The organism is Pseudomonas sp. TE3-3-F2023 (genome assembly GCF_036784815.1).
In the GTDB taxonomy this organism is placed as follows: Bacteria; Pseudomonadota; Gammaproteobacteria; order Pseudomonadales; family Pseudomonadaceae; genus Aquipseudomonas; species Aquipseudomonas pudica.
Genome location: NZ_CP145113.1, coordinates 3,852,257 through 3,876,592 on the forward strand (window position 1 = coordinate 3,852,257; position 24,336 = coordinate 3,876,592).

General features: G+C 59.0%; 18 protein-coding genes and 1 pseudogene. 7 read left to right on the forward strand and 12 right to left on the reverse strand.

Annotated features, from left to right (window positions below; genetic code table 11):
• The first annotated feature begins 15 nt into the window (after positions 1-15).
• From V3314_RS17385 to V3314_RS17395, 3 genes are read left to right on the forward strand one after another with little or no spacing between them, the layout of a single operon-like run.
• Positions 16-264 (forward strand): hypothetical protein, encoded by a 249-nt coding sequence (locus tag V3314_RS17385; RefSeq protein WP_338459372.1) that lies wholly within the window; start codon positions 16-18, stop codon positions 262-264.
• A 2-nt stretch (positions 265-266) separates the two neighbouring features.
• Positions 267-1,088 (forward strand): helix-turn-helix domain-containing protein, encoded by an 822-nt coding sequence (locus V3314_RS17390; protein ID WP_046613756.1) that lies wholly within the window; start codon positions 267-269, stop codon positions 1,086-1,088.
• Positions 1,073-2,311, forward strand: a complete 1,239-nt coding sequence (locus V3314_RS17395; RefSeq protein WP_046613757.1) for a DUF4010 domain-containing protein — start codon at positions 1,073-1,075, stop codon at positions 2,309-2,311. Before V3314_RS17390 ends, V3314_RS17395 begins: the two co-directional genes overlap by 16 nt.
• Positions 2,312-2,436: 125 nt before the next feature.
• Here V3314_RS17395 and V3314_RS17400 read toward each other — a convergent pair whose 3' ends face one another.
• The 7 genes and pseudogenes from V3314_RS17400 to gcvA form a co-directional block, all read right to left on the reverse strand.
• The gene (locus V3314_RS17400; protein ID WP_080958406.1) at positions 2,437-4,065 is read right to left on the reverse strand and encodes a mechanosensitive ion channel domain-containing protein; all 1,629 of its coding nucleotides are present in this window, start codon (positions 4,063-4,065) and stop codon (positions 2,437-2,439) included.
• Between the two features lie 147 nt (positions 4,066-4,212).
• On the reverse strand, positions 4,213-5,415 hold the full coding sequence (locus tag V3314_RS17405) for an MFS transporter (protein WP_046613758.1): 1,203 nt from the start codon (positions 5,413-5,415) through the stop codon (positions 4,213-4,215).
• Positions 5,416-5,852: 437 nt separating this feature from the next.
• On the reverse strand, positions 5,853-7,490 hold the full coding sequence (locus V3314_RS17410; RefSeq protein WP_046613759.1) for a BCCT family transporter: 1,638 nt from the start codon (positions 7,488-7,490) through the stop codon (positions 5,853-5,855).
• Positions 7,491-7,807: 317 nt separating this feature from the next.
• A pseudogene (locus V3314_RS17415) lies at positions 7,808-9,303 on the reverse strand (CoA-acylating methylmalonate-semialdehyde dehydrogenase).
• A gap of 45 nt (positions 9,304-9,348) precedes the next feature.
• The gene (locus V3314_RS17420) at positions 9,349-10,506 is read right to left on the reverse strand and encodes an iron-containing alcohol dehydrogenase (RefSeq protein WP_338459373.1); all 1,158 of its coding nucleotides are present in this window, start codon (positions 10,504-10,506) and stop codon (positions 9,349-9,351) included.
• Between the two features lie 125 nt (positions 10,507-10,631).
• Complete coding sequence (locus V3314_RS17425) at positions 10,632-13,130, reverse strand: CoA transferase (protein ID WP_338459374.1); 2,499 nt, start codon at positions 13,128-13,130, stop codon at positions 10,632-10,634.
• A gap of 213 nt (positions 13,131-13,343) precedes the next feature.
• The gene (gene gcvA, locus V3314_RS17430) at positions 13,344-14,267 is read right to left on the reverse strand and encodes a transcriptional regulator GcvA (RefSeq protein ID WP_046613763.1); all 924 of its coding nucleotides are present in this window, start codon (positions 14,265-14,267) and stop codon (positions 13,344-13,346) included.
• Positions 14,268-14,348: 81 nt separating this feature from the next.
• Between gcvA and V3314_RS17435 the strand changes: the two genes are divergently transcribed.
• The 4 genes from V3314_RS17435 to V3314_RS17450 all read left to right on the forward strand — a co-directional run bounded on the left by V3314_RS17435 (position 14,349) and on the right by V3314_RS17450 (position 18,215).
• Positions 14,349-14,981, forward strand: coding sequence for a TetR/AcrR family transcriptional regulator (locus tag V3314_RS17435; protein WP_200899997.1), 633 nt, complete (start codon positions 14,349-14,351; stop codon positions 14,979-14,981).
• 47 nt (positions 14,982-15,028) lie between these two features.
• Positions 15,029-16,012: an MDR family oxidoreductase gene (locus V3314_RS17440; protein WP_046613765.1), complete on the forward strand. Its 984-nt coding sequence runs from the start codon at positions 15,029-15,031 to the stop codon at positions 16,010-16,012.
• A gap of 462 nt (positions 16,013-16,474) precedes the next feature.
• Positions 16,475-17,800: an SDR family oxidoreductase gene (locus V3314_RS17445; protein ID WP_135001260.1), complete on the forward strand. Its 1,326-nt coding sequence runs from the start codon at positions 16,475-16,477 to the stop codon at positions 17,798-17,800.
• Between the two features lie 196 nt (positions 17,801-17,996).
• Entirely contained in the window at positions 17,997-18,215 is a 219-nt protein-coding gene (locus V3314_RS17450) for a general stress protein (protein WP_003256807.1), read from the forward strand.
• A 92-nt stretch (positions 18,216-18,307) separates the two neighbouring features.
• On the opposite strand, the gene V3314_RS17455 is transcribed toward V3314_RS17450, so the two are convergent.
• The 5 genes from V3314_RS17455 to V3314_RS17475 form a co-directional block, all read right to left on the reverse strand.
• Complete coding sequence (locus V3314_RS17455; RefSeq protein WP_338459375.1) at positions 18,308-19,660, reverse strand: cation:proton antiporter; 1,353 nt, start codon at positions 19,658-19,660, stop codon at positions 18,308-18,310.
• A gap of 267 nt (positions 19,661-19,927) precedes the next feature.
• On the reverse strand, positions 19,928-21,451 hold the full coding sequence (gene hutH, locus V3314_RS17460) for a histidine ammonia-lyase (protein ID WP_046613768.1): 1,524 nt from the start codon (positions 21,449-21,451) through the stop codon (positions 19,928-19,930).
• 12 nt (positions 21,452-21,463) lie between these two features.
• On the reverse strand, positions 21,464-22,297 hold the full coding sequence (locus V3314_RS17465) for a glycine betaine/L-proline ABC transporter ATP-binding protein (protein ID WP_338459376.1): 834 nt from the start codon (positions 22,295-22,297) through the stop codon (positions 21,464-21,466).
• Complete coding sequence (locus V3314_RS17470; protein WP_015270115.1) at positions 22,294-23,145, reverse strand: proline/glycine betaine ABC transporter permease; 852 nt, start codon at positions 23,143-23,145, stop codon at positions 22,294-22,296. The genes V3314_RS17465 and V3314_RS17470 overlap by 4 nt, the downstream gene beginning before the upstream one ends.
• Before the next feature lie 75 nt (positions 23,146-23,220).
• On the reverse strand, positions 23,221-24,189 hold the full coding sequence (locus tag V3314_RS17475) for an ABC transporter substrate-binding protein (RefSeq protein ID WP_046613769.1): 969 nt from the start codon (positions 24,187-24,189) through the stop codon (positions 23,221-23,223).
• Positions 24,190-24,336 lie beyond the last annotated feature (147 nt).

The window sequence follows — 24,336 nt, forward strand, 5'->3', positions numbered from 1 at the left end:
TCTTTGGAGGCTTCCATGAACATATACGTCGAAAATAATCCTGAACAGGACCGCTGGTGGGTCCGCATGGACGACTGCCGGGTGAGCTTCAATACGCCCGACGAAGCGCAAGCCTTCGTCGATCGGTTGAATGCGCGTCTCAACGCGCCCCATTCACGGGACATGCTCGCCGAATGGTCACCACGCCCAGATATAGGCAGCGTGGGCAGAGCCAATGCACGGATGGCAGCCCAGGCAGGTCTCCGATGCGCGAAGGAGGCCTGAAAATGACTGGCCTACTGAAAGTGACCTTGCTCGACCAACCTGCAGCGTCGAGCCCGGCAACACCGATTCACCTGAAACCGCTGACGACCCTGTGCACAGAGTGCCGTGTCAGCGGGCTGTGCCTGCCCACCGGTCTGCCCGTGCACGACAACAGTTGCCTGGGCGCACTGATCGGCCCGCGCATGCGTATTCGCAAGGGCGCCGCCCTGTTCAACGCCAACGATCCGCTGACGACGCTTTATGCCGTGCGCTGCGGCAGCTTCAAGACCAGCCTGAACAGCGCCGAAGGCCAGGGCGTGGTGATCAACTTCTGGATGCCGGGCGATGTACTTGGGCTCGACGCCATCGCCACCGAACATCACGTGTGCGATGCCATTGCCCTGGAAGACAGCGAGGTGTGCCCTGTCCCCTATCGCCGGCTGCAGGCATTGGCGCGTGACTTTCCCGTCCTGCAGCAAAGCCTGAACCGTTTGATGAGCCGAGAAATCGTGCGTGAGCATGAGCGGGTGCTGATGCTGTGCAACCTCACCGCCGAACAACGCCTGGCAAGCTTCCTGGTCGGGTTGTCACGGCGCTTCGTCAGCCGCGGTTATTCTGCCCACGGCTTCATGCTGCGCATGTCCCGGGAAGACATGGCTTCGTACCTGGGTCTGCGCCTGGAAACGGTGTGTCGCTCGGTCGCCCGCTTGCGCGCGCTGGGCATCGTCAGCATGCGTGGCAGGCTTGTCGAGATACTCGATCTGCCAGCCTTGATAGCCCTCGAGCAAGGCGGCGCGGAAGTCAGCCCTACGCACACCTCGAAGGCGCCATGCTCGACACGGTGAATGTCAGCCACGGTGCCGTCGCGCTGGGCATCGGCATGCTGGTGGGGCTTGAGCGCGAGCGCAAGAAAGGCCGCAATGAAGATCATGCCGCTGCCGGCCTTAGGACCTTCGCCATCACCGCCCTGCTGGGCTACGTCAGCATGTTGCTGGCCGGGCCGGTGCTGGTCGGGGTCGCCAGCCTGGGCCTGGTTCTGATGCTGTGCATGCATTACCGCAAACACGCCGACAAAGACCCCGAAGTCACCAGCGAAATCGCCCTGCTACTGGTGCTGACGCTGGGCGCACTGAGCCTTGACGAGCCAGAACTTGCCACGGCGGTCGGCGTGGTGCTGACCGTGCTGCTGGCACTGCGCCGCGAGCTGCACCATTTCGTGCTCCAGCAGCTGAGCGAGGAAGAGCTGCGCGATGGTTTGATGCTGCTGACGGTAGCGCTGGTGGTGCTACCGTTGACACCGGACAGGTTCATGGGGCCGTATGACGCACTCAACCCTCGCACCATCTGTACGCTGGTCGTCCTGCTGATGACCGTCGGTGCACTGGGGCATATCGCCTTGCGTCTGGTGGGCCCACGCTACGGCTTGCCCCTGAGCGCGATCGCCTCAGGTTTCGCCTCCGGCACGGCAACCATTGCGCTGCTTGCCCGTGAGGCACGTCGGCAAGTCACAGCCGTGAGGCCCTTGGCCGCCGCAGCCGTACTGTCGAACCTCGCCAGCATCGCGCAGTTCGCCCTGGTGCTAGGCATCGTCGACCGACACCTGTTGAAGCCTTTCGTGGCCTCGATCGGGCTCGGTACCGTGAGTACGGTGGTTTACGGCACTTTGTTGCTTGCGCCCTGGCGCAGCGACCAAGGCACTTCAACAGCGCATCAGGGCGATGGTGCCTTCGATCTCTTCACAGCCCTGATCATCACCGTCGCGCTGACCGGAATCGCCTTGTTCTGTGCATTTCTACTTCACCATCTGGGCCACAACGGGGTCAGTATCGCGGCCTTCATCAGCGGATTGGCCGATGCTCACGTAGCGACAGCGTCGGTCGCCTCCCTGGTCGTTGCCGGTAGACTCGGTGTAGATGGCCTGGTAGTACCCGGTTTACTGGCATTGACCGGCAATACCTTGACCAAATGTATTCTGTCCCTCGGTAGCGGCGGCTGCAGCTTCGGGAGATACCTTGTTCCCGGCCAACTGGTCATCCTCGGTGCAATGTGGCTGGGGCTTTTGATATGAGGTTGTATCAGCAACCTGAAGAGGCGTGCCCGCAACGAAGCCGGCCAGGAAGGCAACGGCCTGGCCAACGCGGGTTCGGGAGCACCGTCGGCAGCATGGCGACCCCGTGATCGCCGGTTATGACGCTATTCCCCCTGCTGGCCAACATCAGGTTTCCGCGCAGGTGCCGTGAACCAGCGCTCGTGCGGCACCCACTTTTCCTGCGCGGGGTCGCCCAGGTAATGCGGCGACATGATCTGCACCCCGTACTCGTTGAACACATCCTGAATGTTGCCGTGCAACAGGCTCAGCAGTTCTGCCCGTGGCCGTGGCTCACTCGGCACCGCCTGCGCCACCAGGCGATACTCGGGGTAGAAATCCGAAAGCCCGGTCTGAAACACCTGCGGCCTGGGTTTTTCCAGTATGCCGTCGGTACGCTTGGCCGCCTCCACCAGCATCGCCTCCACTTGGCGCCACGGCGTGTCGTAACCGATGGTGACCCCAGTATCGACGATGTAGCCCTGCCCCTGTACAACACGTGAAAAATTGCGTGTCACCGAGCCGGTGATCATCGAGTTGGGCAAGGTCAACACTTCGCCCAGTCCAGTGCGGATCGTGGTGTTGAACATGCCGACTTCGGTCACCGTGCCCTCGTGGTCACCTACCCGCACATACTCGCCAGCCTTCAAGGTGCGTGAATAGGTCAGGATCAGGCCCGCTGCCGCCTGCCCGACAATGCTGGAGGCGCCGAGAGAAATCATCAGCCCGAGCAGCACCGACAGCCCCTTGAAGGCGTCGGTGCCGGAACCCGGCAGGTACGGGTACGCCATCACCAGGGCGAACAGCCAAATGGCAAGCGAGGTCAGGCGTGTGGTTGGCTGCAGGGTTTCCTCGGTCAGCCACTTGAGGGTGCCCGGCCGAGCCATTCGCTCCAGCAGGCGGCGACTGAAGCCACTGATACCGCGGGCGATGAAAAAAATGATGATAGCCACGGCGATGCCGGGAATTGCCTGCAAAATGCCGTCGAGCAGATAACGTAACAGGTCGATCAAGTGGACGTTGAGGCTTTCCCCCCAAGGCCGGGTGTAGGGGAATTGCGACAGCACGAAGCTCAGCCACTGGTAGCTCAGCAACAGTACTACGCCCCAGTGCAGCAGCCGCAACAGGCGTTCGATCACGGTGTAGACCAGCTGCATGTCCAACAGCGGCATCTGCCCGAGCCGTATCTGCCGGGCGCGCTCGCGCATCAGCTGCGGCAACAGGCCTTGGAGCTTGCGCCGAGCCAGATTGGTGCCCTTGATGAGCACCACGTAGATCAACGTGGCCAGCGCCGAGTAGCCTGCTGCCTTGAGCAGAAAGCGCAGGCTGCGGGCCTGACCGGTCTCGTCGACCACCAGGCGCAGCATAGCGGCTGCCTGCTCGGCGGCTTCGCGAGTATCGCCACCGGCCAGGCCCAGGTCCTGCGGCGCAATGATGAAGGCACGCCGCCCTCCCAACAGCACCAGGTGGCTATTCAGGATGGGGGCGACGCTGACCTTCAGCTCATCAGTCCCGCGCAAGGCCTCGTCGATCACGGCTGTAGCCCGTTGCACCCGCGCCGCCGGCGTTTCCCCCAGCAAGGTGGCGTGGAAGATGAAGATGCCGCGATTGGCGATGGTCAGCTCGGCCGGCTCACCGGGCACGCCATCTGTGGCACTGCCTGCAACCTCGATACCGTGCCCGGCCATGGGCTGCAGGGTGAAAAGAATCAACAGCAGGCAATAAAGGCGCTTCATCATGAAATCCCCGGGCCCCTATGGCGAAAACCATGCAGGTAGTGATAGCACAGCGTTTACTGCCCAGGGCTGAGGAACCAGCGGAAATACGGGTTGCTGCCGTCCTGCTCGCTGTCTTCGGACCGATAATAATTTCTTTGACATCAATCAAGTGGCACTCGTGCTCAATTGACTGATCGGCGCCTCTCTCACGGCCCAGTTGACTGCAGCAGCAATCAGGCTTAGAACAACCGCGGTCTTCCAGGCCAAATCATAGCTCCCCGTCATATCGTAAGCCGCCCCCCCGACCCAACCGCCCAAGAAGGCGCCAACCTGATGGAAGAGGTAGACGAGTCCGCCAAGCATCGAGAGATTGCGAACACCAAATACCGAAGCCACCACCCCATTTGTCAATGGAACGGTTGAAAGCCAAAGAAAGCCCATAGCCATCCCAAACAGGTAAGCCGTGACATTACTCACCGGGATAGCGACAAAGGCGACGATGACCGCTGCTCGCATCAGGTAGAGCGCCGTTAGCAGCTTCGGTTTGGACATTCGCCCGCCGAGCCAGCCGGCTGTGTAGGTCCCCAGAATATTGAAAAGCCCAATGAGTGCAAGAACCGTGGTGCCCGTTTGGGCAGTAAGCCCCTTGTCCATCAGGTACGCAGGCAAATGGACGCCAATGAAAACGACCTGAAAACCACAAACGAAAAATCCAAATGTAAGAAGCCAGAAGTCAGGATGCGAACTCGCCGCCCGAAGCGCTTGCACGATACTCTGGTCACCGGGCTTTCGCTCAGTCGGGGCATCTTTCAACATAGCGACCAGGGGGATGATGAGCGAGGCGAACAGGGCGAGAACCAAAAGTGCTTTCTCCCAGCCAATTCCTTGGATGAGCCCCAGAGAGCCGGGGAGCATCGCGAACTGGCCAAAGGATCCCGCTGCGCTCGCAAGCCCCATTCCCGTACTTCGTTTTTCAGCTGGTAGTGCCCGTGCCACCACCCCCAGGAGCACTGAGAAGGATGTGCCGGAAAGGCCAATGCCGATGAGCACGCCCGCACTCATCATCAAAGTCGACGCCGAGTCGGAGAAACTCATGCAGACCAAGCCCAAGACGTAGAACACGCCCCCTACTCCAACGACTTTACCCGCACCATATCGATCGGCCAGAGCCCCAGCGAATGGCTGTGCGAACCCCCACACCAGGTTTTGTATTGCGATCGCAAACGAAAAGACCTCCCGTCCCCATCCAAATTGAGCACTCATTGGCGACAGAAAAAGCCCGAAGCCGTGCCGAATCCCTAGCGACAATGACAATATCACTGCACTACCCAACAATACCCACCGGCTATCTCGCAAGACATGCGCCATGAAAAATTCCTGTCTAATTCTTATCCAGTCAGAGGCATTACCAAATCCAAACCAACTCTCGCACCCGGCTTATCAAAAGCCCTGAAAGCCTAATGGCCAACAACGCAAAGTGAAGGTTCGCGAAACATAACGCACGACTCAGATAGACAGTTGATCAGTCGCGACATATCGGAGAGATTCGCGACGCAAATGGCACACCAGTCACCGAGAAAAACCTGCAACACTATTCAATAAATCCCTGAGTATCAAACAATAAAAAACACCTCTGAGGGTGCGTTTTCCTTATGCCTCTACGGCGCGTGCCAATAACAGGACATAAAACAATCATCGAATATCAGCCAATCCAACAGACACGCTCGACGATACCCTGCCGAATAAAAAGCAAAAAAACCTAGGAAAACCTAGGTTTTTTGCAAGTAGTACCTTGGATGGCGGCTTTAACGCCTAGGCTCAGGATACGTCGCGCAGAAATCAACCTCCCCAACCGGGCTCGCATCAATCTCAGGCGTATTGCCAAGCGCGACCGCATCTTCCAAAACAATTTCCCTGGATCCTAGTTCATGTTTAAGGTCGGCACGAATCATGCGAAGCAACGACCAGGTCAGCACACCGAGCACAGGTATCAAAGGCAGCGCGACGACAATGGTAGAAGTCTGAACAGCTTTCAGCCCGCCGACCTTGAGAAGCCCGATGCCAATGACCGCCAGTAACAGCGCCCATACAATCCGCAGCCAGCGCTGAGGTTCTTCATAACCGCTCAGCTCATTGGATGTAACTGACGCAAGCACATAAGCTGCCGAATCAAGCGTCGTTGCCAGGAATACAAAGCAAAGAAGAACGAAAGCGCCAATAACGAGACTTGAAAACGGCATGGTTTTCAAGATGGCGAGTACTGCCGCCGGAATACCCTGTGCTGACAGAATAGCACTGACATCCAGCTCGCCTGTCAGCTGCAGATTAAGCGAGTAGCCGCCCCAGACAGCGAAGAACAACCAGCAACCCAGGCTGCCCCACACAAGCTCCGCCAAGATGAGTTCCTTGATTGTCCGACCTCGAGAAATACGAGCAACAAACAATCCCATCATGGGTGCATAGGCAATCCACCAGGCCCAATAGAAAATTGTCCAGTCCTGAGGGAACGTACCTTTTGCAACTGGGTCCGTCCACAGACTCATGTGGATGAAATTATTGACCATCAGGCCCAGGCTGTTGGCCCAACCATTGATGAGCAACAAGGTGGGGCCAACAACCGCAGCGAACAAAAGAAGCGCAAACGCCAAATAGACATTTATATCACTGAGTATCTTTATCCCCTTGCTCAGCCCAAACCAGACACTCATGCCGAACATCAATGTCCAGAGTGCCAAAACGCACATGTCAAATACAAAGGACTGCTGTATTCCAAAGATGTCACCGGCCAAGGTCGAGACCAGGGGCACAGCCAAACCAAGGGACGTGCCCACGCCGCCGACAATACCGAAAACCACCACGGTATCAAGCGTAATACCCATCCAACCGTTCGACTTGTCGCCCAAGACACCACGCGCGGCCACCGACAATCTCACACCGGGCTGTCTACGAACATACATCGAGTAGGCAATTGGCAAGGCCGGCAAGCAGTAGAATGCCCACGGGGTCAGCCCCCAGTGGAACTGACCATAGGTCAACGCCCACTCTGCCGCCTCACGACTGTGAGCAGCCACATTCAAAGGGGGGGCATTAAAATAATAAATTGGCTCAACCCAGGCCCAGTTAACAATGGCTATGCCGATACCGCCGCAAAAAATCATGGCGACCCAGCTGAAATAGGAAAACTCCGGAACGTCACTCTTTCGTCCAAGGCGAATATTGCCGTAACGCCCGAACGCCATCCACAGCAGAAACACGACAGTCATCAAACCGGAAACCAGGTAGAGCCAACCAAACTTCCCGGTCGCAAACGCAAACATCTGATTTATTACCGCATTCCCCGCTTCGGGAAACACAATAAGCGGAATCGTAACGCCAAGTATCACTGCAATCGATGGCCAAAATACACGACCATCCAACGAGGCACCATCTTTTAACTTACTCATTTGGCATATCTCCTCAGAACGTTCGATTCAACACCAGGCATCTGTTGAATACAAATATGTCAAGCACGATTACAGCCCCTGCTCAAACAGATCTAGTCCCTTGGAGAGATGAAAGGCCGCTAGCCTTTCCCGAACATATATTGTGCTTATTATTCATATTCGCCTCTAATTGTATTTAATTATTATTTCAGCGGCACAACCAAATAAACCTCAACCCGCAACTGACACCACCGGTATTCGGCACGACTGCGAGCGGCACTCATTGCCACAAAAAGATGAGTGCCTGGCGGCAGTCAGGCACTCACCTTGTCCAATCCTTACTTCATCGTCGGCATGGAGAACTCAACGCCCTCCCGGACACCTGACGATGGCCAGCGTTGGGTGACTGTCTTGCGTCGGGTGTAGAACCTCACGCCATCCGGCCCGTATGCATGCAAATCACCGAACAGCGAGCGCTTCCAGCCACCGAAGCTGTGGTAGGCGACGGGCACTGGCAAAGGAACGTTGATGCCAACCATGCCCACCTTGATGTTGTCGGAGAAATAGCGTGCTGCTTCGCCGTCCCGGGTGAAGATGCACGTACCATTGCCGTACTCGTGTTTGTCGATCAGCGCCATTGCTTCCTGCATGCTGTTGACACGTACGACCTGCAGTACCGGCCCGAAGATCTCTTCCTTGTAGCTCTGCATGTCTGGGGTAACGTGATCGATCAGCGTGCCACCGACGAAGAAACCTTCCTCGTAGCCAGCAACGTTTGGCTCACGCCCGTCGACAACCACGGTTGCACCCTGCTGTTCAGCACTGTTGATGTAGCCAACCACTTTTTGCTGATGCTGCCGGGTGATCACCGGGCCGAAGTCGTTCTTGCTGTCGGTGTAAGCGCCCACCTTCAGGTTTTCATGGCTTCTTTCATCTTGCCGATCAAGGCATCGGCTGCCGCGTCACCCACCGCAACGGCGACCGACAGCGCCATGCAGCGCTCACCGGACGAGCCGAATGCAGCCCCCAGCAGCTGGTTGACCGCATTGTCGATATCGGCGTCTGGCATGACGATGGCGTGGTTCTTGGCCCCACCCAGTGCCTGGCAGCGTTTACCGTGGGCGGTGGCGGTGGCGTAGATGTACTCGGCAACCGGCGTCGAACCCACGAAGCTGACCGCCTGAATGCGCGAGTCGCGCAGCAGGATGTCGACCGCCTCCTTGTCCCCGTTCACCACGTTCAGCACGCCCTTGGGCAGACCGGCTTCGTGCAGCAGTTGCGCAATGAACAGCGTGGAGCTTGGGTCGCGTTCGGAAGGCTTGAGAATGAAGCAGTTCCCCGCTGCAATGGCCACAGGGATCATCCACAGCGGTACCATCACAGGGAAGTTGAATGGCGTGATGCCTGCAACCACGCCCAACGGCTGGAATTCGCTCCAGGCATCGATGTTCGGGCCGACATTCTTGCTGTGTTCGCCTTTGAGTAGCTCGGCGATCCCGCAGGCGTACTCGACGTTCTCGATGCCACGCTGCAGTTCGCCTGCAGCATCATGGGAAATTTTCCCGTGTTCTTCACCAATGAGTTTGCAGATCGCATCTGCGTTCTGCTCCAGCAGCTCTTTGAAACGGAACATGATGCGGGCCCGCTTGATGGGCGGCGTATCACGCCAGGCCGGGAAAGCAGCTTCAGCAGTCGCGATGGCGTGCTCTAGTGTTTGGCTCGATGCCAAGGCGACCTGGCGTGCCACCTGGCCGGTGGCGGGATTGAAAACATCCTGGGTGCGCTTGGATTCGACAACGACTTCGCCGTTGATCAGATGACCGACAGTACTCATGTGAAACTCCACTTTTTGTTATTCAGATAATGCGTTGGTGCCGGGTTACCAAAGGCTGCGGTAAAGCTCGACCATCTCTGCCTCGGTCGGCACACGCGGGTTATTGCCAGGTGAGCCGGAAGCCAGCGCCTGGGCGGCCATGGTTGGCATCAGCTCGAAGAATTTCTCGCGGTCGATTCCGAATTGCGCAGGGGTGGGCACATTCAGTTCTTCGTTGATAGCCACCAACTCTTCCAGCAGTTTTTCCACGGCGGATTGGTCCGTGTCGCTTTGAGTGGCGACGCCCATTGCACGCGCGCAATCGGCATACCGGTCACGGGCAGCGGGGATCGAAAATGCCGTCACTTCGGGGAGCAGCATGGCGTTCGACAAACCATGAGGCACATGGAATGCGGCGCCAATTGGGCGACTCATGCCATGCACCAGGGCAACAGAGGCCGCCGAGAATGCCAGGCCCGCCAGGGTCGATCCCAGCATCACAGCCTCCCGTGCGGCACGGTCGGCCCCGTCGTGGTAGACCTTGCGAAGGTTTGGCCCGATAAGGCGCATGGCGGCCAGTGCCTGGGCATCACTGAACAGATTCGCTTTTTTGCTGACGTAAGCCTCGATGGCATGCGTCAACGCGTCGATACCGGTGTCCGCCGTCACGCGGGGCGGCAACGAGAGAGTGAGCTCATAGTCGACCAGTGCCGCAACAGGCATGAAGCCTGCGCCGACGCACAGCATTTTTTCGTCAGTCGACTCATCGGTGATGATGGTGAAACGGGTGACTTCGGAGCCAGTGCCGGCAGTCGTTGGAATGGCAATGATCGGCAAGCCCATCTCGGTGACATTGCGCGGGAACTTGTAGTCGCGCATGACTCCGCCGAATCTGGCCAGGATGCCGATCGCTTTGGCGCTGTCGATCGGGCTTCCGCCGCCCAGTGCGATGATGCTGTCATAGCCCCCTTCCCTGGCGGTCGCGACGCCGGCCTGGATCGAAGCGACGGTAGGCTCGGGGACGGTGTCGGAGAATACGTCGACCTCTATTGCGTGTTCTGCCAGAACTGCGCTGATACGACCGGCATAACCCAACTCAACCATCATTCGGTCAGTGATGATGAGTGGTTTATGGCAGCCGAGGCTGGCCAGTACCTGATGGATCTGCTGGCTGGCACCGGCACCGGTTTGCAGGATACGTGGGAGGATGCTGTTGTAAGTCATGGCTCTATCTCATTTCCTGGGCATGAACGCGCCCGCGAGCAGCCTCGGGCTCGTGTTCGCTTGATCGGTCAATCGGCAAGCAAGGGGGCGTTTCAAAGGCCTGCCCCTTGACCTGCCTTCAGCAGTCAGCTCGGCAGATATTCCTCACTCCAGGATTCGCCGATTGCGCCGGCGTCCAGGAGTGACTGAATCTGAGCCTCGGTATAGCCGTAGCGGCCCAGCACCTTGCGAGTCGAAGTGCCAAACTTCTCGGCGGGTGGCAGCGCTCGAATACGCGCTACCCGTGGGCGAATGGCGTAGGGGTCCAGCTGCGTGACCCGATGACCGCTCGGATGGTCGCTGTAGACGCTGAAGGAGTAGCTGCCATTCTCGGTACCTGGCAGGCCATCAGCGGCACGGCTGTACTGGCTGCGCAGGTGATCGATGTTGTCCGGCACCGCGGCAGCGATGTTGGCCGCCTGCAGACGTTCTTGAAGGAAAGAGCTGCTCATGCGGGCAATGACCGCTTGCAGATAGGCGGCGCGATCACTGGCGGACGCCAAGCCGCTGAACTCTTTGATGTCGGCGAATTTGTGCAGTTCTGGCTCGGACGCATCCAGGTAGATCCAGCCATCCGCCGTCTTGTAGAAGCGAGAAAGATCGCTGTAGCCAACCACATCGCGCCCGGACGGTTCATTGAATGGCGCTCGACCTGCGTAGTCATAGCAGAACGGGATCTGCACCAGATTCCCCAGTGAAGCCAGAGAGGTGCGCGCCCGGTAGACTTCGCCGGAGTGGTGTTTGCGATAAAGCGCCGTTGCGACGCCCAGCGCGGCAGCAAATCCACACATTACGTCGATGGTACCGACGTGGGCATGTTCTTCTGGGGTTTCCATGCCACCACCAAAACGCAGCATAATCCCGGTCGTGGCCTGGATGAGATCGTCATACCCCAGATAATCGGTGCGAGGGCCACGGCGGGGCCCACCAAAACAATCGAGCTGGCAGAAGATCACCCCAGGATTCACCGCCTGAAGGCTGGCCTCATCCAGGCCCAGCGGTGCCAGTTGGCGATCGGGCGCGTTCATGACGATGACATCGACCTCCCGCACAAGACGATTGAACACCTCTCGCCCTTCGGGAGAGTTCAAGTCAACCAGTACACTTTCCTTGCCCCGTGCCGAAGACATACCGAAGACCACGGTATTCCAGGGATCATAGTTAGGAACGACGGGGTCGAGCTTGATGACATCTGCCCCGAAGCGGCCCAGGAACGACGTCGAGTGGGGCCCCGCGATGACGTTGGTCAGGTCTAGAATCTTGACGCCTTCAAGCCAGCCGGCAGGTTTGTCGAGCTTGGCAGGCGGCAAGGCAGGAGCCGAACGCTCGGAAAGTGTTGCCAACGCTTGCTCATAGCTCACCTCGCGACGCGAAAGTGGTTTCAGCATCGGCTCTGAGCACCCCTCCAACCAGGCAATTGGGCCAGGCTGTTTCATGACGCCAAACTCGCGATCATTGACCTCAACGATCAGCCCGGCAGTATTCGAATGCTCGTCATGGAGCCACTCCTGGGTCGACCTGTGCGGAGCGCCAGGGAAACGCCCCTCACCGAAGATGACTTCCCATTCCGCCGCTGTCTTGGTCAGAAATACTTCTTTCATCCGCGCGGAAATGCGTGCGGCCCAATCAGCAGGCAACGGGTAGACACCCAACGATGCATTACCTTGCCACTGGTCAATGGGCAGGTAGGGGTCATCAACCTTGGGCAAACCGGCGGCAACCATTTCCTCGTAGATGCCCATAGCCTGCAGACAGCGCTTGGCATGCTCACGATGCGATGGGCAAACGGCGTAGAATTTACGACCATCCGCACATTCATAGGTACGGTAGAACGGGTCAAGGAACTCCTGCAGATCCTGATAGCTCAAGTTCATCGGCAGGTTCTCGGCGCGACGACGCTCACTCTCCTTCTCTCGCAGGGTCTTGTAGCGCAGCGGGTAACCATCGATCTTGATCGAGTTGTACGACAGACCTTCCATCACCGCTGATGCCAAGGGAACTTCGATCTGATCGCCAACGCCATTCTTTTCACGCGCCTGCAGAGCAAGCACTACAGAAGATACAGCAAGCATGGTGCCGTACGCAGACGCCAGGGGAAGCGGCGAGAAACTAGGGTTGATACCCATCAGTACGCGGTTCTGACCCATGTCGGTGAACACACCGGAGGCCGAAGCGATCACCGCCTCGGTAGCACGCCATTGCGCACGCAGTTCGTCATCACTGGCAAACCCTGGAATCGACAACGTGATCAACTCAGGACGAGCACGCCGCAGCTCTGCGAAATCGAGGCCCAACCTGGGCATGACACCAGGCCGGAAATTTTCGATCACGATATCGGCACGGGAGATGAGTTCGCGAGCCTGATGCAGCCCCTCTGGCGTTTTCAGATCCAGGCGCATGCACAGCTTGTTGCGATTGAGCGTGGCATTTGCCGGGCTATCCCAAAGAGGCCCTCCCTGCGGGTCGATGTGAACGACAGTCGCTCCCAGATCAGCGAGGATCATCGCTACTGCGGGGCCCGCGATGTATTGTCCGAAATCGATGACATTGACGCCTTGCAAAGGCAATTGGTTGGAGTGTTCCATGACGATAACCCTAGGTAGCCCCGTACCAACGAGATTCGTCGGCGCGGTTATTGTTGTTATTGAGACCTCGTACTAACCGGTCACCTGGACGACTGCACCATCCAAGGGCTTGCGATGTGATTGCTACTTTCAGAAATTCGAAGGCATCGCGAAAGCAATAAAAAATGGCCCTAAGAGGCCATTTTTTTTATTGCTCGGGTGCTTTGCTTATCGCTAAGGGTGCTCGTCCTCGTCCGTGCCGGGCGCGACCTTGAAAGCCTGCGCCTCTTCGCACAGCCACTGGGCAAACGCCGCCGCATCGGGATTGACCATGCTGTGTGCTGAATAAACCAGGTAGAACGCCTCCTTGGTCGGTACATGGCGCCCAAGGGGGGCGACGAGCCGGCCATCGTCCAGAAGATGCCTGACCAATGAAGACCGCGCCAACGCAACGCCCTGGCCCAGTTCAGCCATCGCCAATGCCGAAATAAGGGTGTCGAACTGCATCCCCTGAGAAGAGTCGACGCTCTCTGCGTTGCTCCTCTTGAGCCAATAGCCCCAGCCTTCTTCATAGCCCAGCACGTGCAGCAACGGGTGCTTTGCAAGGTCCTGTGGACGCTCCAACGGACGTTGCGCAGTGATCAATGCCGGTGAACACACCGGCACCAGCGTGTCCCACGTCAGGCGCTCGGCCTTCATGCCAGGCCAGCGCCCTTGTCCATACCTGATTTCGAGATCGGCATCGAATTCTGTTTCATCTACCCAGATGTTACTCGCGACTCGGATGCTCACATCCGGCTGCAACGCTTTGAATCGGGGTAACCGCGGGGCGATCCAATGAGTGAAGAACACCAGACTGCTGCGAATGCTGAGCGCGCTTCGATGCCCCTGCCCAAAGATCTCATCCGTCGATGCAGCGAGGCGCTCAACCGATTCTCTCACTACTGGAAAGTAGGATTTTCCCGCCTCCGTAAGCTCAAGCCCGCGCGGGAGACGCTTGAAAAGCGCCTGGCCTAACTGCGATTCCAAAGCCTTGACCTGCTGGCTGATCGCTGCCTGAGTGAGATTGAGTTCTTCGGCGGCATGGGTGAAATTCAGAAGCCGAGCAGAAGCCTCAAAAGCTCGAAGCCAGTTCAGGGGAGGTAAACGCATTTTCATGACGCATCCAACGCTAAGGTTAATCGGGAATCATGTCGGTCGATGGTTGACATTAGAGACGAACAGTCTAAATTACAACGCATGAATAGCGCCAAACCTGTCCCTCGAAGAGGCCGACCACCCAAAGTTGCACGTGAGCATGGCGAGACGCTTGAGCTTTTGCTGCGTTGTGGCATGGAAATCCTCACAGAGCAGGGCTTTGCTGCCACCGGTATCGACACTGTGCTCAAACGCGTGCAGGTGCCCAAAGGCTCGTTCTATCACTACTTCGACAGCAAAGAGGCATTCGGCCAAGCGGTACTGCAGCGCTATGCCGACTACTTCGCTCGAAAGCTCGATCGTTGCTTCAGCGACCTGAGCGTGTCGCCACTGCTGAGGCTTTCCAACTTCGTTGAAGAGGCGAAGGTCGGGATGGCCAAGTATCAGTTCCGAAGAGGCTGCCTGGTGGGCAACCTTGGCCAGGAAGTATTGGTTCTCCCCGACAGCTTCCGTGAACAGTTGGAACTGACCCTGCAGGACTGGGAGCAGCGCTTGTCTGCCTGCCTGGAGGAAGCGGTCGAGCTGGGTGAAGTGTCTCGCGAGCATGACTGCAAAGCCCTCGCGGCCTACTTCTGGGTTGGCTGGGAGGGTGCCGTTCTTCGTGCGCGGCTGACGCAGCAGGTCCGCCCTCTGGACATTTTTTTCCAAGGCTTTCTGACGGGAATCACCCGGTGATTTCTGTCGGACAATTTAAAGACAACCGGTCTAAATGAGGACAAGCAATGTTCAAGGCCATTCTGATCGAGAAGCTGGAAGAGAAGTACTCGGCCCGACTCACCGAGCTGATGGATGACCAACTGCCCACCGGGAACGTGACGGTTAAGGTGGCCTACAGCACCTTGAACTACAAGGATGCGCTGGCTATCACCGGCAAAGGGCCGGTTGTTCGTCAATTTCCGATGGTGCCGGGCATCGACCTCGCGGGAACCGTCGAAGCCAGTGACGATCCACGATACCAGCCAGGCGACCGCGTACTGCTCAATGGTTGGGGGGTGGGTGAAAGCCATTGGGGTGGGCTTGCACAAAAGGCGAGATTGAACGGCGATTGGCTGATCCCTCATCCTGAGCGCCTGAACGAACGCCAGACCATGGCCATCGGCACCGCTGGTTACACCGCCATGCTATGCCTGATGGCTTTGGAGCGCCATGGATTGAAACCCTCCGATGGGCCTGTGTTGGTCACAGGCGCCACAGGCGGCGTCGGTAGCCTAGCCATCAGCCTTCTGGCCGGAGCCGGCTATACCGTCACTGCCGCAACCGGAAAAGCTAGCGAAGCCGCCTACCTGAAAAGCCTCGGGGCAACGGCCATCATCGATCGGGCCGAGCTTTCAGCCCCGGGGCGTCCATTGGCAAAAGAAAAATGGGCGGCTGTTATCGACTCGGTCGGCAGCCATACGCTGGCCAATGCGTGCGCGAGCACAATGACCGAAGGCCTCGTGGCTGCGTGCGGGCTGGCTCAAGGCATGGATTTTCCGGCAACGGTTGCCCCTTTCATTCTTCGAGGGGTAAGCCTGCTCGGCATCAATAGCGTCACTCAACCATTCGAGCGACGAGTCGAAGCGTGGGAAAGGCTGTCCAAACAACTGAACATCGACGCACTATCGTTGATGACCAAAGAAATTTGCCTTCAGAGCGCAATTGCAGCCGCCTCTGAACTGATGGAAGGGAAGATCCGTGGCCGGTTGATTGTTGATGTGAACGGCTAGGATGGCCGCCTGATACGAGGCACATCTTTATGTAGAGAGCCGTCTCGTTGCCGCCGCGCCGTCCACAGGCATAACCACTCGTTCATAGCCCTTCGAGAAAGACATCTCTCCCCGCCTCTGGCATTCAGACGCCCACTGCTGCATTGAGGACGGCATGTTCGCCAGCCGCGCACCGTCAAGGCATCAGCCCCGGCCGCGGCGGTTCAGGACATCATCCCGTGACACACGGATGCAGCGAAGCAGCATTTGGTACCACCGGACTTGTTGGTCTGAACTTTGCCGTCCGCCCTGGCTTCCCCTGCATATCCAACACGCAAAGATGCGCCTGCTGCCGCAGGTGCCAACGAGCGCTTTGGTATCCGGGGCGTTGCTGGCCCACTAGGCGACAAGCGCAACGGGCCTGCTTCTGACGAGCACAGCAAAGGCTGACCTTTTCGAGATCCACCTACAGAGGTTCGCAATATGATCGATCAAGCGACAGGTATGAAATCAGGTGAACGCTATCGCGTGGAAAACATCGAGCGGGCACATCAGTTCCCAGGTTTCTTCCAGGACGGGAAGTATTACCTCGGCCCTGAACTCTTGACCGCCGTTGGGTGGATCGAAGGCACGCGTTTCATCTACGACAGCGTGGATGCCGAAGGAGAACCCGTGTTTCCGAACCGAGAGGCTGGCACGGTTGAAGGGCTGACGTTGACCCTGGTCGACGGCACCGTTCTTGAAATCTCTCGGATCGAAGCCAGCGAAACGATCGCGCCACTTGATGACCAGGATACGTCCGGCACGGAACAGAACTCGCCCCGCGAGGGCTACCCAACCAAGGGGCCGCTGCGCGGCAAAGTCGTGGTGATCACTGGCGCTTCCAGCGGTATCGGCCGTGCCGCCGCGCACGCATTTGCCTGCAAGGGTGCTCGCCTGGTGCTTGCCGCGCGCGACGAAGAGGCGTTATTCGACGTATTGGATGAATGCACCGACTGCGGGACGGATGCCATAGCGATCACGACCGATGTCACGCGCAACGACCAGGTGCAAGCGCTGGCCGCGCAGGCAGCAGAATTTGGACGCGGACGGATCGATATCTGGATCAACAACGCAGGCGTCGGCGCAGTCGGCAATTTCGAGGAAACACCACTGGAGGCCCATGAGCAGGTCATCCAGACTGACCTGATGGGGTACTTGCGCGGCGCTTTTGTAGCCCTTCCCCTGTTCAAGGCCCAAGGCAGCGGTATCCTGATCAACACGCTGTCACTGGGCAGTTGGGTGGCCCAACCCTATGCAGCAGCGTACTCTGCGAGCAAGTTCGGCTTGCGTGGGCTGACTGAGGCGCTGCGAGGGGAATTGACGGCGTTTGCCGACATCCACGTGTGCGATATCTATCCGGCAGTCATGGACACACCGGGCTTCCGAGATGGCGGCAACTACACAGGCCATGCGCTGACGCCTCCAGGCCCTGTATATGATCCTGAACTTGTGGCGAAGGCCATGGTGGCCTGCGCAATCTCACCACGCGCTCACACCACGGTTGGTGCCACGGCCCGCCTGGCGCATCTGGCCAGTTACCTGGTACCAGGTCTGCCTCTGTTATCGGGGTGGCTGACGCGTCGGGGGATAAGCCGTAGCCCCAAAGCCGAAACATCATCAGGCAACCTCTTTGAGCCGCCGAGTGGCATGAGGAGCGTCGACGGAGGCTGGAGGAAGCCAAAGGACAAGACACCTCTATTGGTCGGCGCAGCGGCGCTTGGAATGATCGTAGGTTTTGCAATCACCCATTCACGACGCAGGAGCTGAACGATTGGGCCGACAAACTCGACGCAAGTCATCCCCCAAAGGTTGGCGAACAAAGCTCTGCGGCGCCACAGTCGCCCGCACGGTATCTTTCGCGCAACCCGTCGGGCCGAGCAGAAAGCAGTGGAGCAAACGCCCCCCTGCCTCACGTCCGAGTTGAACACAGACTTTCCTGTGTGACGACATGAGGTGAAAGATCATGGCTGACAACCAATCCAATCGTGGCCACCAAGGTGGTACCGCACAGAACAACCCAGGCAACTTTGCCAATGACCGTGAGAAGGCGTCAGAGGCAGGTCGCAAAGGCGGCCAGAGCTCTGGGGGCAATTTTGCCAACGACCGTGAGCGCGCCTCCGAGGCTGGACGCAAAGGCGGACAGAACAGTCACGGTGGCGGTCGTGGTAGCGAAAATCGCTAACTTGAAGTGAGTTCGGCCAGGGTGCTTTGCACCCTGGCCTTTTTTCTGGATTTGAACGCAGTGCCCAGCAAACGCCGTGCGTCGGCTTCAAGCTACAACGACGCAGTGAGCCGCCCCTTCCACGCTTCGTACCTGGCAAGCAGCGGTTGAACGCTCAAACCGTGCAGCAGAATGCTCAACGCCACCACCGATAGAACCAGGTTCATGCTCTGCGCGGCTGGCGTGCCAAGCAGCCCATGATTGAGGGCATAGAACAGATAGTAGAAGCTGCCGATGCCTCGAATGCCAAACCATCCCAATAGCCCACGCTGCCGGATATCCAGCATTCCTCGAGCCGGAAACAGCAGGATGCTCAAAGGGCGAATCAACAGGAAAAGCGCTCCGGCAACGAGCAAGGCACGCCAGTCCCAATGCTCGACGAGTACTACCCCGAGCATGGTCACCAGAAACACCTCCATTGCCCGTTCGATCAAGCTGCCGAATGCCAGCATGTCCCCCAACATGATGCCCGCTGCCACCTGCGAATCGTCGAGGCCTTGCACATCACCTTTGACGGCCAGCTCCGGCGCCACGTGCTGGTGCCCTACCACAGGCTGTACCAAGTGTTCTGCAGCCGGCTCTTCGGGGCTATTGGAGGTCTGAACCTCCGCCTGACGCAAACCAAGGCCAGCAGCGAACACCGCGAGAAACCCATAGGCCTGAACCGACTCGGCGCTCACGTAAGCCAGCGCAATCAGGGCAAGGGCCAGGTAGTCATTGGGCGACACGGTACTGTCGTCGTTGCGCAGGCGCAAAAAGAGCGTGAGCTTGCCCAGGCCGCGCCCCATCCAGTAACCAAGCAACAGGCCCGCGGTCACTGCCCACAGCATGTCCTTGAACAACCAGTCACTGAACCATGCCTGGCCGGTATCCTGCTGAAGGAACAGCCCGAGGATGACGAAGGGAAACGCCACGCCATCGTTGAGCCCTGCCTCGCCAGACAAGCTGAAACGCACCGGATCATCATCCCGGGCATCAACCACCTGCACCAGGGTGGCAAGCACGGGGTCGGTGGGTGCGAGTATCGCCCCGATCAGCACTGACATACCCCACCCCAGGTCCAGGCCGTAATGCAATACCAGCGTTACTCCGCCGATGCAGATCAACATCACCGGCCCAGCCAGGTAGAAGGCGCCCCACCACCTGCGGTCATGCAGGGGCAGGCGCAACTTCAAGCCACTGAAGAACAGCGAAAACAATACGGCGACTTCGGTGAGATGCTCCATCCAGCCGCTCGACCTGCTCACGTCCAGCTGTAGAAACCCCAACCCCGATGTGCCCAGGCCGATACCCAGGGCAAGGCACACCACGGACGAAGTCACAGGGATCCATCGCAGGTAGGAGGATGAGAGCGCGAGCAACAGCAAGACCGCGCCCAGCATGGCGAACCAGACGATGAAGGTCATCTGCGCACAAGCCTTGAAAGAGCTTTCGACTACTTTTCGACTTCCCGGCGAAACAGGTCGTTCCGCGGCATTTGCAAGTAACTCATTGGGCTATGTACCCCGCACAGCTCATCGTGCCGAATGCAGATTGAAACCAACAAGACCAGGGCCAATCCTTTCAAGCCGGTATGAACGTTCTCGCCAGGCGGCAAGGAAAACATGCCGTACGGACACATCCCGTACGGCACCCGGCAGCCAAAACGCCTGCACAGCGCGCGGAAGCATCGGTCATAGCAGGTCGGGGAACGCAGCGCCAAGCACGCCTGGATCCTTCAGGATCGATGCGCTGCTGGCGATATCCGGGGCCAGCCAACGGTCCTGGGCATACGCCGGGACGCGTTCGCGCAACAACCGCCAGGCAACGCTGGTACCCGCGCCAAAGCGCTGCTCCTTGAGAAACTCGAAGGCCTGGGCCGCCAACAGGTATTCGATGGCAAGGATCTGCGTGCAGTTCTCCAGGGCGCGGTGCAGCTTCAACCCGGCATTGGTGCCCATGCTCAGATGGTCCTCCTGCAGGCCGGAGGTGACGTAATTATCGACGACTGCCGGTTGTGCCAGCTGACGGTTTTCCGCACACAGTGAAGCGGCCACGTACTGGACGATCATCATGCCCGAATTCACCCCCGGCTGGCTGACCAGGAAGGCCGGCAAGCCGCTGACCAACGGGTTGATCAAGCGATCGAGACGACGCTCGGCAATCGCCCCGATCTCGGCCACCGCGATGGCCAGCAAGTCGGCCGCCATGGCCACCGACTGGCCGTGCGGATTCGCCTGGGAAACCACCCGATACGACTCGGGCGTACCCAGCAGCATCGGGTTGTCGGTGGTGGAGTTGAGTTCGGTTTCGATCTGCCGCGCAGCGTGCTCCAACTGATCGCGAGCGGCGCCATGAACCTGCGGAATGGAGCGAATGCTCAAGGCGTCCTGGGTGCGAATGCCTTGGCTGCTGGCAATGATTTCGCTGCCATCGAGCAGGCGACGCAGGTTGCTGCCCACGCGCTGCATGCCGGGGTGCGGTTTCATAGCGATGATTTCAGGGTCGAAGGCATCGAGCTGGCCGCGCAGGGCCTCGAAGCTCATGGCGCTGATAACGTCCGCCCATTGGCTCAACCGAGTGGCGTCGTCCAGAGACAAGCAGCTCAGGCCGGTCATGCAAGGGGTACCGTTGACCAGGCACAGGCCATCCTTGGCACCCAGTTTGACCGGCGCCAGGCCGACCTCGGCCAAAGCCTGCTGCGCCGGCATGATCTGGCCGCGATAGCTGACCTGGCCGACGCCCAGCAAGCTGATGCTGATATGTGCCATGTGGGTCAGGTACCCCACCGACCCCTGCTTCGGCACCTGCGGGGTGATGTGCTGGTTGAGCAAGGTCAGCAGTGCGTCGACCACCTTGCGCTGCAGGCCGGAACGGCCCTGGCAGAAATTGATGATCGCGGCGCACATGATCGCCCGGGTCTGTTCGTCCGACAGCGCCGCACCCACGCCACAGGCATGGCTGAGCAAGGTGTTGTGCGACAGCTGGCTGAGTTGTTCATCCTGCAACGAGACATTGCACAAGGCGCCAAGCCCGGTGTTCACGCCATAGGCGCGGTCACCGCTGGAAACGATGCGCTGGACAATCGCCTGGGCGTTCTCGATCCGCGCCCAGGCCGATGGGGCCAGCTCAAGCTTCGCGCCATGCCGGGCCACAGCCACCACGTCCTGCCAACGCACAGGCGCGTCGGCGATGATGATTCTTTCGGCAAACGACATACACGCGGTTCCTTAAAGCGAAGCTACGCGACGTTGCACGAAACGATCGACGTATTCGTCCGCAGGCTGGTAGAGGATTTCTTTCGGCGTGCCGACCTGGACCAGGCGCCCGTCCTTGAGAATGGCGATCCGGTTGCCGATACGCACCGCCTCGTCCAGGTCATGAGTAATGAAGACGATGGTCTTGTGCAGGGTCTTTTGCAGCTCCAGCAACTGGTCCTGCATTTCGGCGCGAATCAGCGGGTCGAGCGCACTGAAGGCCTCGTCCATCAGGATGACGTCGGTGTCGGCAGCCAGGGCGCGGGCCAGGCCGACGCGCTGACGCATACCGCCCGACAATTGGTGCGGGTACGACTTTTCGTAACCCTTCAGGCCCACGGTGTTGACCCAGTGCAGGGCACGCTCTGTGCACCTGGCCTTGCTCTCGCCACGGACTTTCAGGCCGTAGGCGACGTTGTCCAGCACGGTGCGGTGCGGCAACAGGCCGAAGCTCTGGAACACCATGCTGATCTTGTGCCGGCGGAATTCGCGCAGGGCTTGCATGTCGTACTGCAAAATGTCTTCGCCATCGACCAGGATCTCGCCGCTGGTCGGGTCGATCAGGCGGTTGAAGTGGCGCACCAGGGTCGACTTGCCCGAGCCCGACAGCCCCATGATCACGAAGATCTCGCCGCTGCCGATGGACAACGAGAGATCGTTGACCCCGACCACGCAGCCGGTTTCGGCCAGGACCTGATCCTTGGCTTTTTGCTGGCGGATCAGTTTCAGGGCATCTTCGGCGCGTGCACCGAATATCTTGAAGACATTCTTGACTTCGATCTTGTTCATTGTCTGTTTGGCGCTCATTTGCCCACCCCATGCCGTGGTCGGCCATAGGCCTGGGTAATGCGGTCGATCACGACCGCCAGAATCACGATGGCCAGGCCCGCTTCGAGGCCGCGGCCCACATTCAGGGTCTGGATGCCGACCAGGACGTCTTCACCCAGGCCACGGGCACCGATCATCGAGGCAATGACCACCATCGACAGGGCCATCATGGTGGTCTGGTTGATACCGGCCATGATGCTCGGCAACGCCAGTGGCAGCTGCACGCCGAACAGCTGTTGCATGCGATTGGCACCGAAAGCGTTGATCGCTTCCATGACTTCGCCGTCCACCTGACGAATGCCCAGGTCGGTCAGGCGAATCAGCGGCGGCGCGGCATAGATGACGGTGGCAAAGATCGCCGGCACCTTGCCCAGGCCGAACAGCATCAGCACCGGTATCAGGTACACGAAGCTGGGCATGGTCTGCATGATGTCGAGCAGCGGCATCAACACCGCCCGCAAGCGATCGTTGCGTGCCGACAGCACCCCCAGCGGAATGCCGACCAGGACCGATATCAGCGTTGCGACCAGCATCAGCGCCAGGGTCTGCATAAGCTTGTCCCAGAGGCCGACCGCGCCGACCAGGAAGAGCAAGCCGACGATCACGGCAGTGGTCACGACTTTGCGGGTGGCGTGCCAGGCGATACCGGCGACGATGGCCAGCATCAGCCACCAGGGTACTGCGCGCAGCAGGCCTTCGAGGTTGACGATGGCCCACAGCAGGGTGTCGGAGATATGCCGGAACACGTCGCCGTAGTTTGTTACAAGCGCATCGACCCAGCCATTGACCCAGTCGGCAATGGAAAACGTGAAGTTCTTGGGAAACATGGAATTCTCTCGAACAAGTGCATGAAACGGACTGTCGCGTGCCTGGTCCGGCAGGAGCCGGACGAGCCCACACGCTCAGAGTGCCGCGTCCACCTTTTTGGCTGCGTCTTCGCTGACCCAGCTGTGCCAGACCTCGGGGTGCTCCTTGAGGAACAACCTGGCCAGTTCCGGCGACTCGATACGGTCCTTGCTCATGCGCGCCAGGTTCTGGTTCAGCAGGTCGATCGGCAGATTGACCTTTTCCAGCACCGCCACCAGTTCCGGCGCCTGCTCGTGGAAGGCCTTCGACAAGCCCACTTTGATGGTCAGGGTTTTATCCACCCCTGGCTTCTCATCCAGCTTCACCAGGTCGACCAGGCCCATCAGCGGCGTCGGTGACCAGTAGTAGAACAGGATCGGCTCGCCACGCTTGTAGCTCGACAACACCGCAGCATCCAGTGCCGGGCCGGTGCCCGGGCGGAAGTTGGTGTAGCTGTTTTCCAGGCCGTAGTGCTTGAGCATCTCGCTGTTGTCCAGCTCGCATGTCCAGCCGGCCGGGCAATTGTAGAATCGCCCCTTGTCCGGCTCTTCCGGGTCCTTGAAGACCTGGGCGTATTGGCCAAGATCGGCGATGGTCTTGAGGTTTGGTGCCTTGGCTTCGAGTTTGCGTTTGGGGTCGCCTTCGATCACGTAACGCGGCACGTACCAGCCTTCGACCGCGCCAACGACCGGCGCGCCAACGCCAACGACCTTGCCGGCAGCAGCGGCCTTGTTCCAGACCTCGCTGCGCCCTACCCACTCTTCGGCAAACACCTGAATGTCGTTGCTGCTCAGGGCGTTTTCCATGGAGATGGAGTTACCCGGCAGGCTGTCGGTTTCGCAGCCGTATCCATTTTTCAGCACGAACTGCATCACGTCCGTGAGCAGCATCCCGCTTTCCCAGTTCAATCCGGCGAATTTCACCGGTTTGCCAGACTCGCACCAGCCGGCTGCCTGGCTGGCACCAGTGGCCGCCAGCAGCCCGAAAGACAGTGTCGTGGTCAGCAGAGCCTTTGTAATTTTCATTGTGACGCTCCCAAACAAGAACATGGATTGCAGTAGTTGAGGGCATCCGGCCCCAAGAGGGTCGCCAAACTGGCTGATCAGCCTTGCAATCGGCATCGGCGTGGCACCTGTGATCGGTGGCCACTGCACAGAGGAAATATTTCACAA

Coding starts and splice junctions, on each gene's coding strand:
- V3314_RS17470 (WP_015270115.1), bottom strand. CDS start 23,145: ATGTTTCCCAAGAACTTCACGTTTTCCATTGCCGACTGGGTCAATGGC.
- V3314_RS17425 (WP_338459374.1), bottom strand. CDS start 13,130: ATGGAACACTCCAACCAATTGCCTTTGCAAGGCGTCAATGTCATCGAT.
- V3314_RS17435 (WP_200899997.1), top strand. CDS start 14,349: ATGAATAGCGCCAAACCTGTCCCTCGAAGAGGCCGACCACCCAAAGTT.
- V3314_RS17475 (WP_046613769.1), bottom strand. CDS start 24,189: ATGAAAATTACAAAGGCTCTGCTGACCACGACACTGTCTTTCGGGCTG.
- V3314_RS17465 (WP_338459376.1), bottom strand. CDS start 22,297: ATGAGCGCCAAACAGACAATGAACAAGATCGAAGTCAAGAATGTCTTC.
- V3314_RS17440 (WP_046613765.1), top strand. CDS start 15,029: ATGTTCAAGGCCATTCTGATCGAGAAGCTGGAAGAGAAGTACTCGGCC.
- V3314_RS17420 (WP_338459373.1), bottom strand. CDS start 10,506: ATGACTTACAACAGCATCCTCCCACGTATCCTGCAAACCGGTGCCGGT.
- gcvA (WP_046613763.1), bottom strand. CDS start 14,267: ATGAAAATGCGTTTACCTCCCCTGAACTGGCTTCGAGCTTTTGAGGCT.
- V3314_RS17410 (WP_046613759.1), bottom strand. CDS start 7,490: ATGAGTAAGTTAAAAGATGGTGCCTCGTTGGATGGTCGTGTATTTTGG.
- V3314_RS17405 (WP_046613758.1), bottom strand. CDS start 5,415: ATGGCGCATGTCTTGCGAGATAGCCGGTGGGTATTGTTGGGTAGTGCA.
- V3314_RS17445 (WP_135001260.1), top strand. CDS start 16,475: ATGATCGATCAAGCGACAGGTATGAAATCAGGTGAACGCTATCGCGTG.
- V3314_RS17400 (WP_080958406.1), bottom strand. CDS start 4,065: ATGAAGCGCCTTTATTGCCTGCTGTTGATTCTTTTCACCCTGCAGCCC.
- V3314_RS17385 (WP_338459372.1), top strand. CDS start 16: ATGAACATATACGTCGAAAATAATCCTGAACAGGACCGCTGGTGGGTC.
- V3314_RS17455 (WP_338459375.1), bottom strand. CDS start 19,660: ATGACCTTCATCGTCTGGTTCGCCATGCTGGGCGCGGTCTTGCTGTTG.
- V3314_RS17390 (WP_046613756.1), top strand. CDS start 267: ATGACTGGCCTACTGAAAGTGACCTTGCTCGACCAACCTGCAGCGTCG.
- V3314_RS17450 (WP_003256807.1), top strand. CDS start 17,997: ATGGCTGACAACCAATCCAATCGTGGCCACCAAGGTGGTACCGCACAG.
- V3314_RS17395 (WP_046613757.1), top strand. CDS start 1,073: ATGCTCGACACGGTGAATGTCAGCCACGGTGCCGTCGCGCTGGGCATC.
- hutH (WP_046613768.1), bottom strand. CDS start 21,451: ATGTCGTTTGCCGAAAGAATCATCATCGCCGACGCGCCTGTGCGTTGG.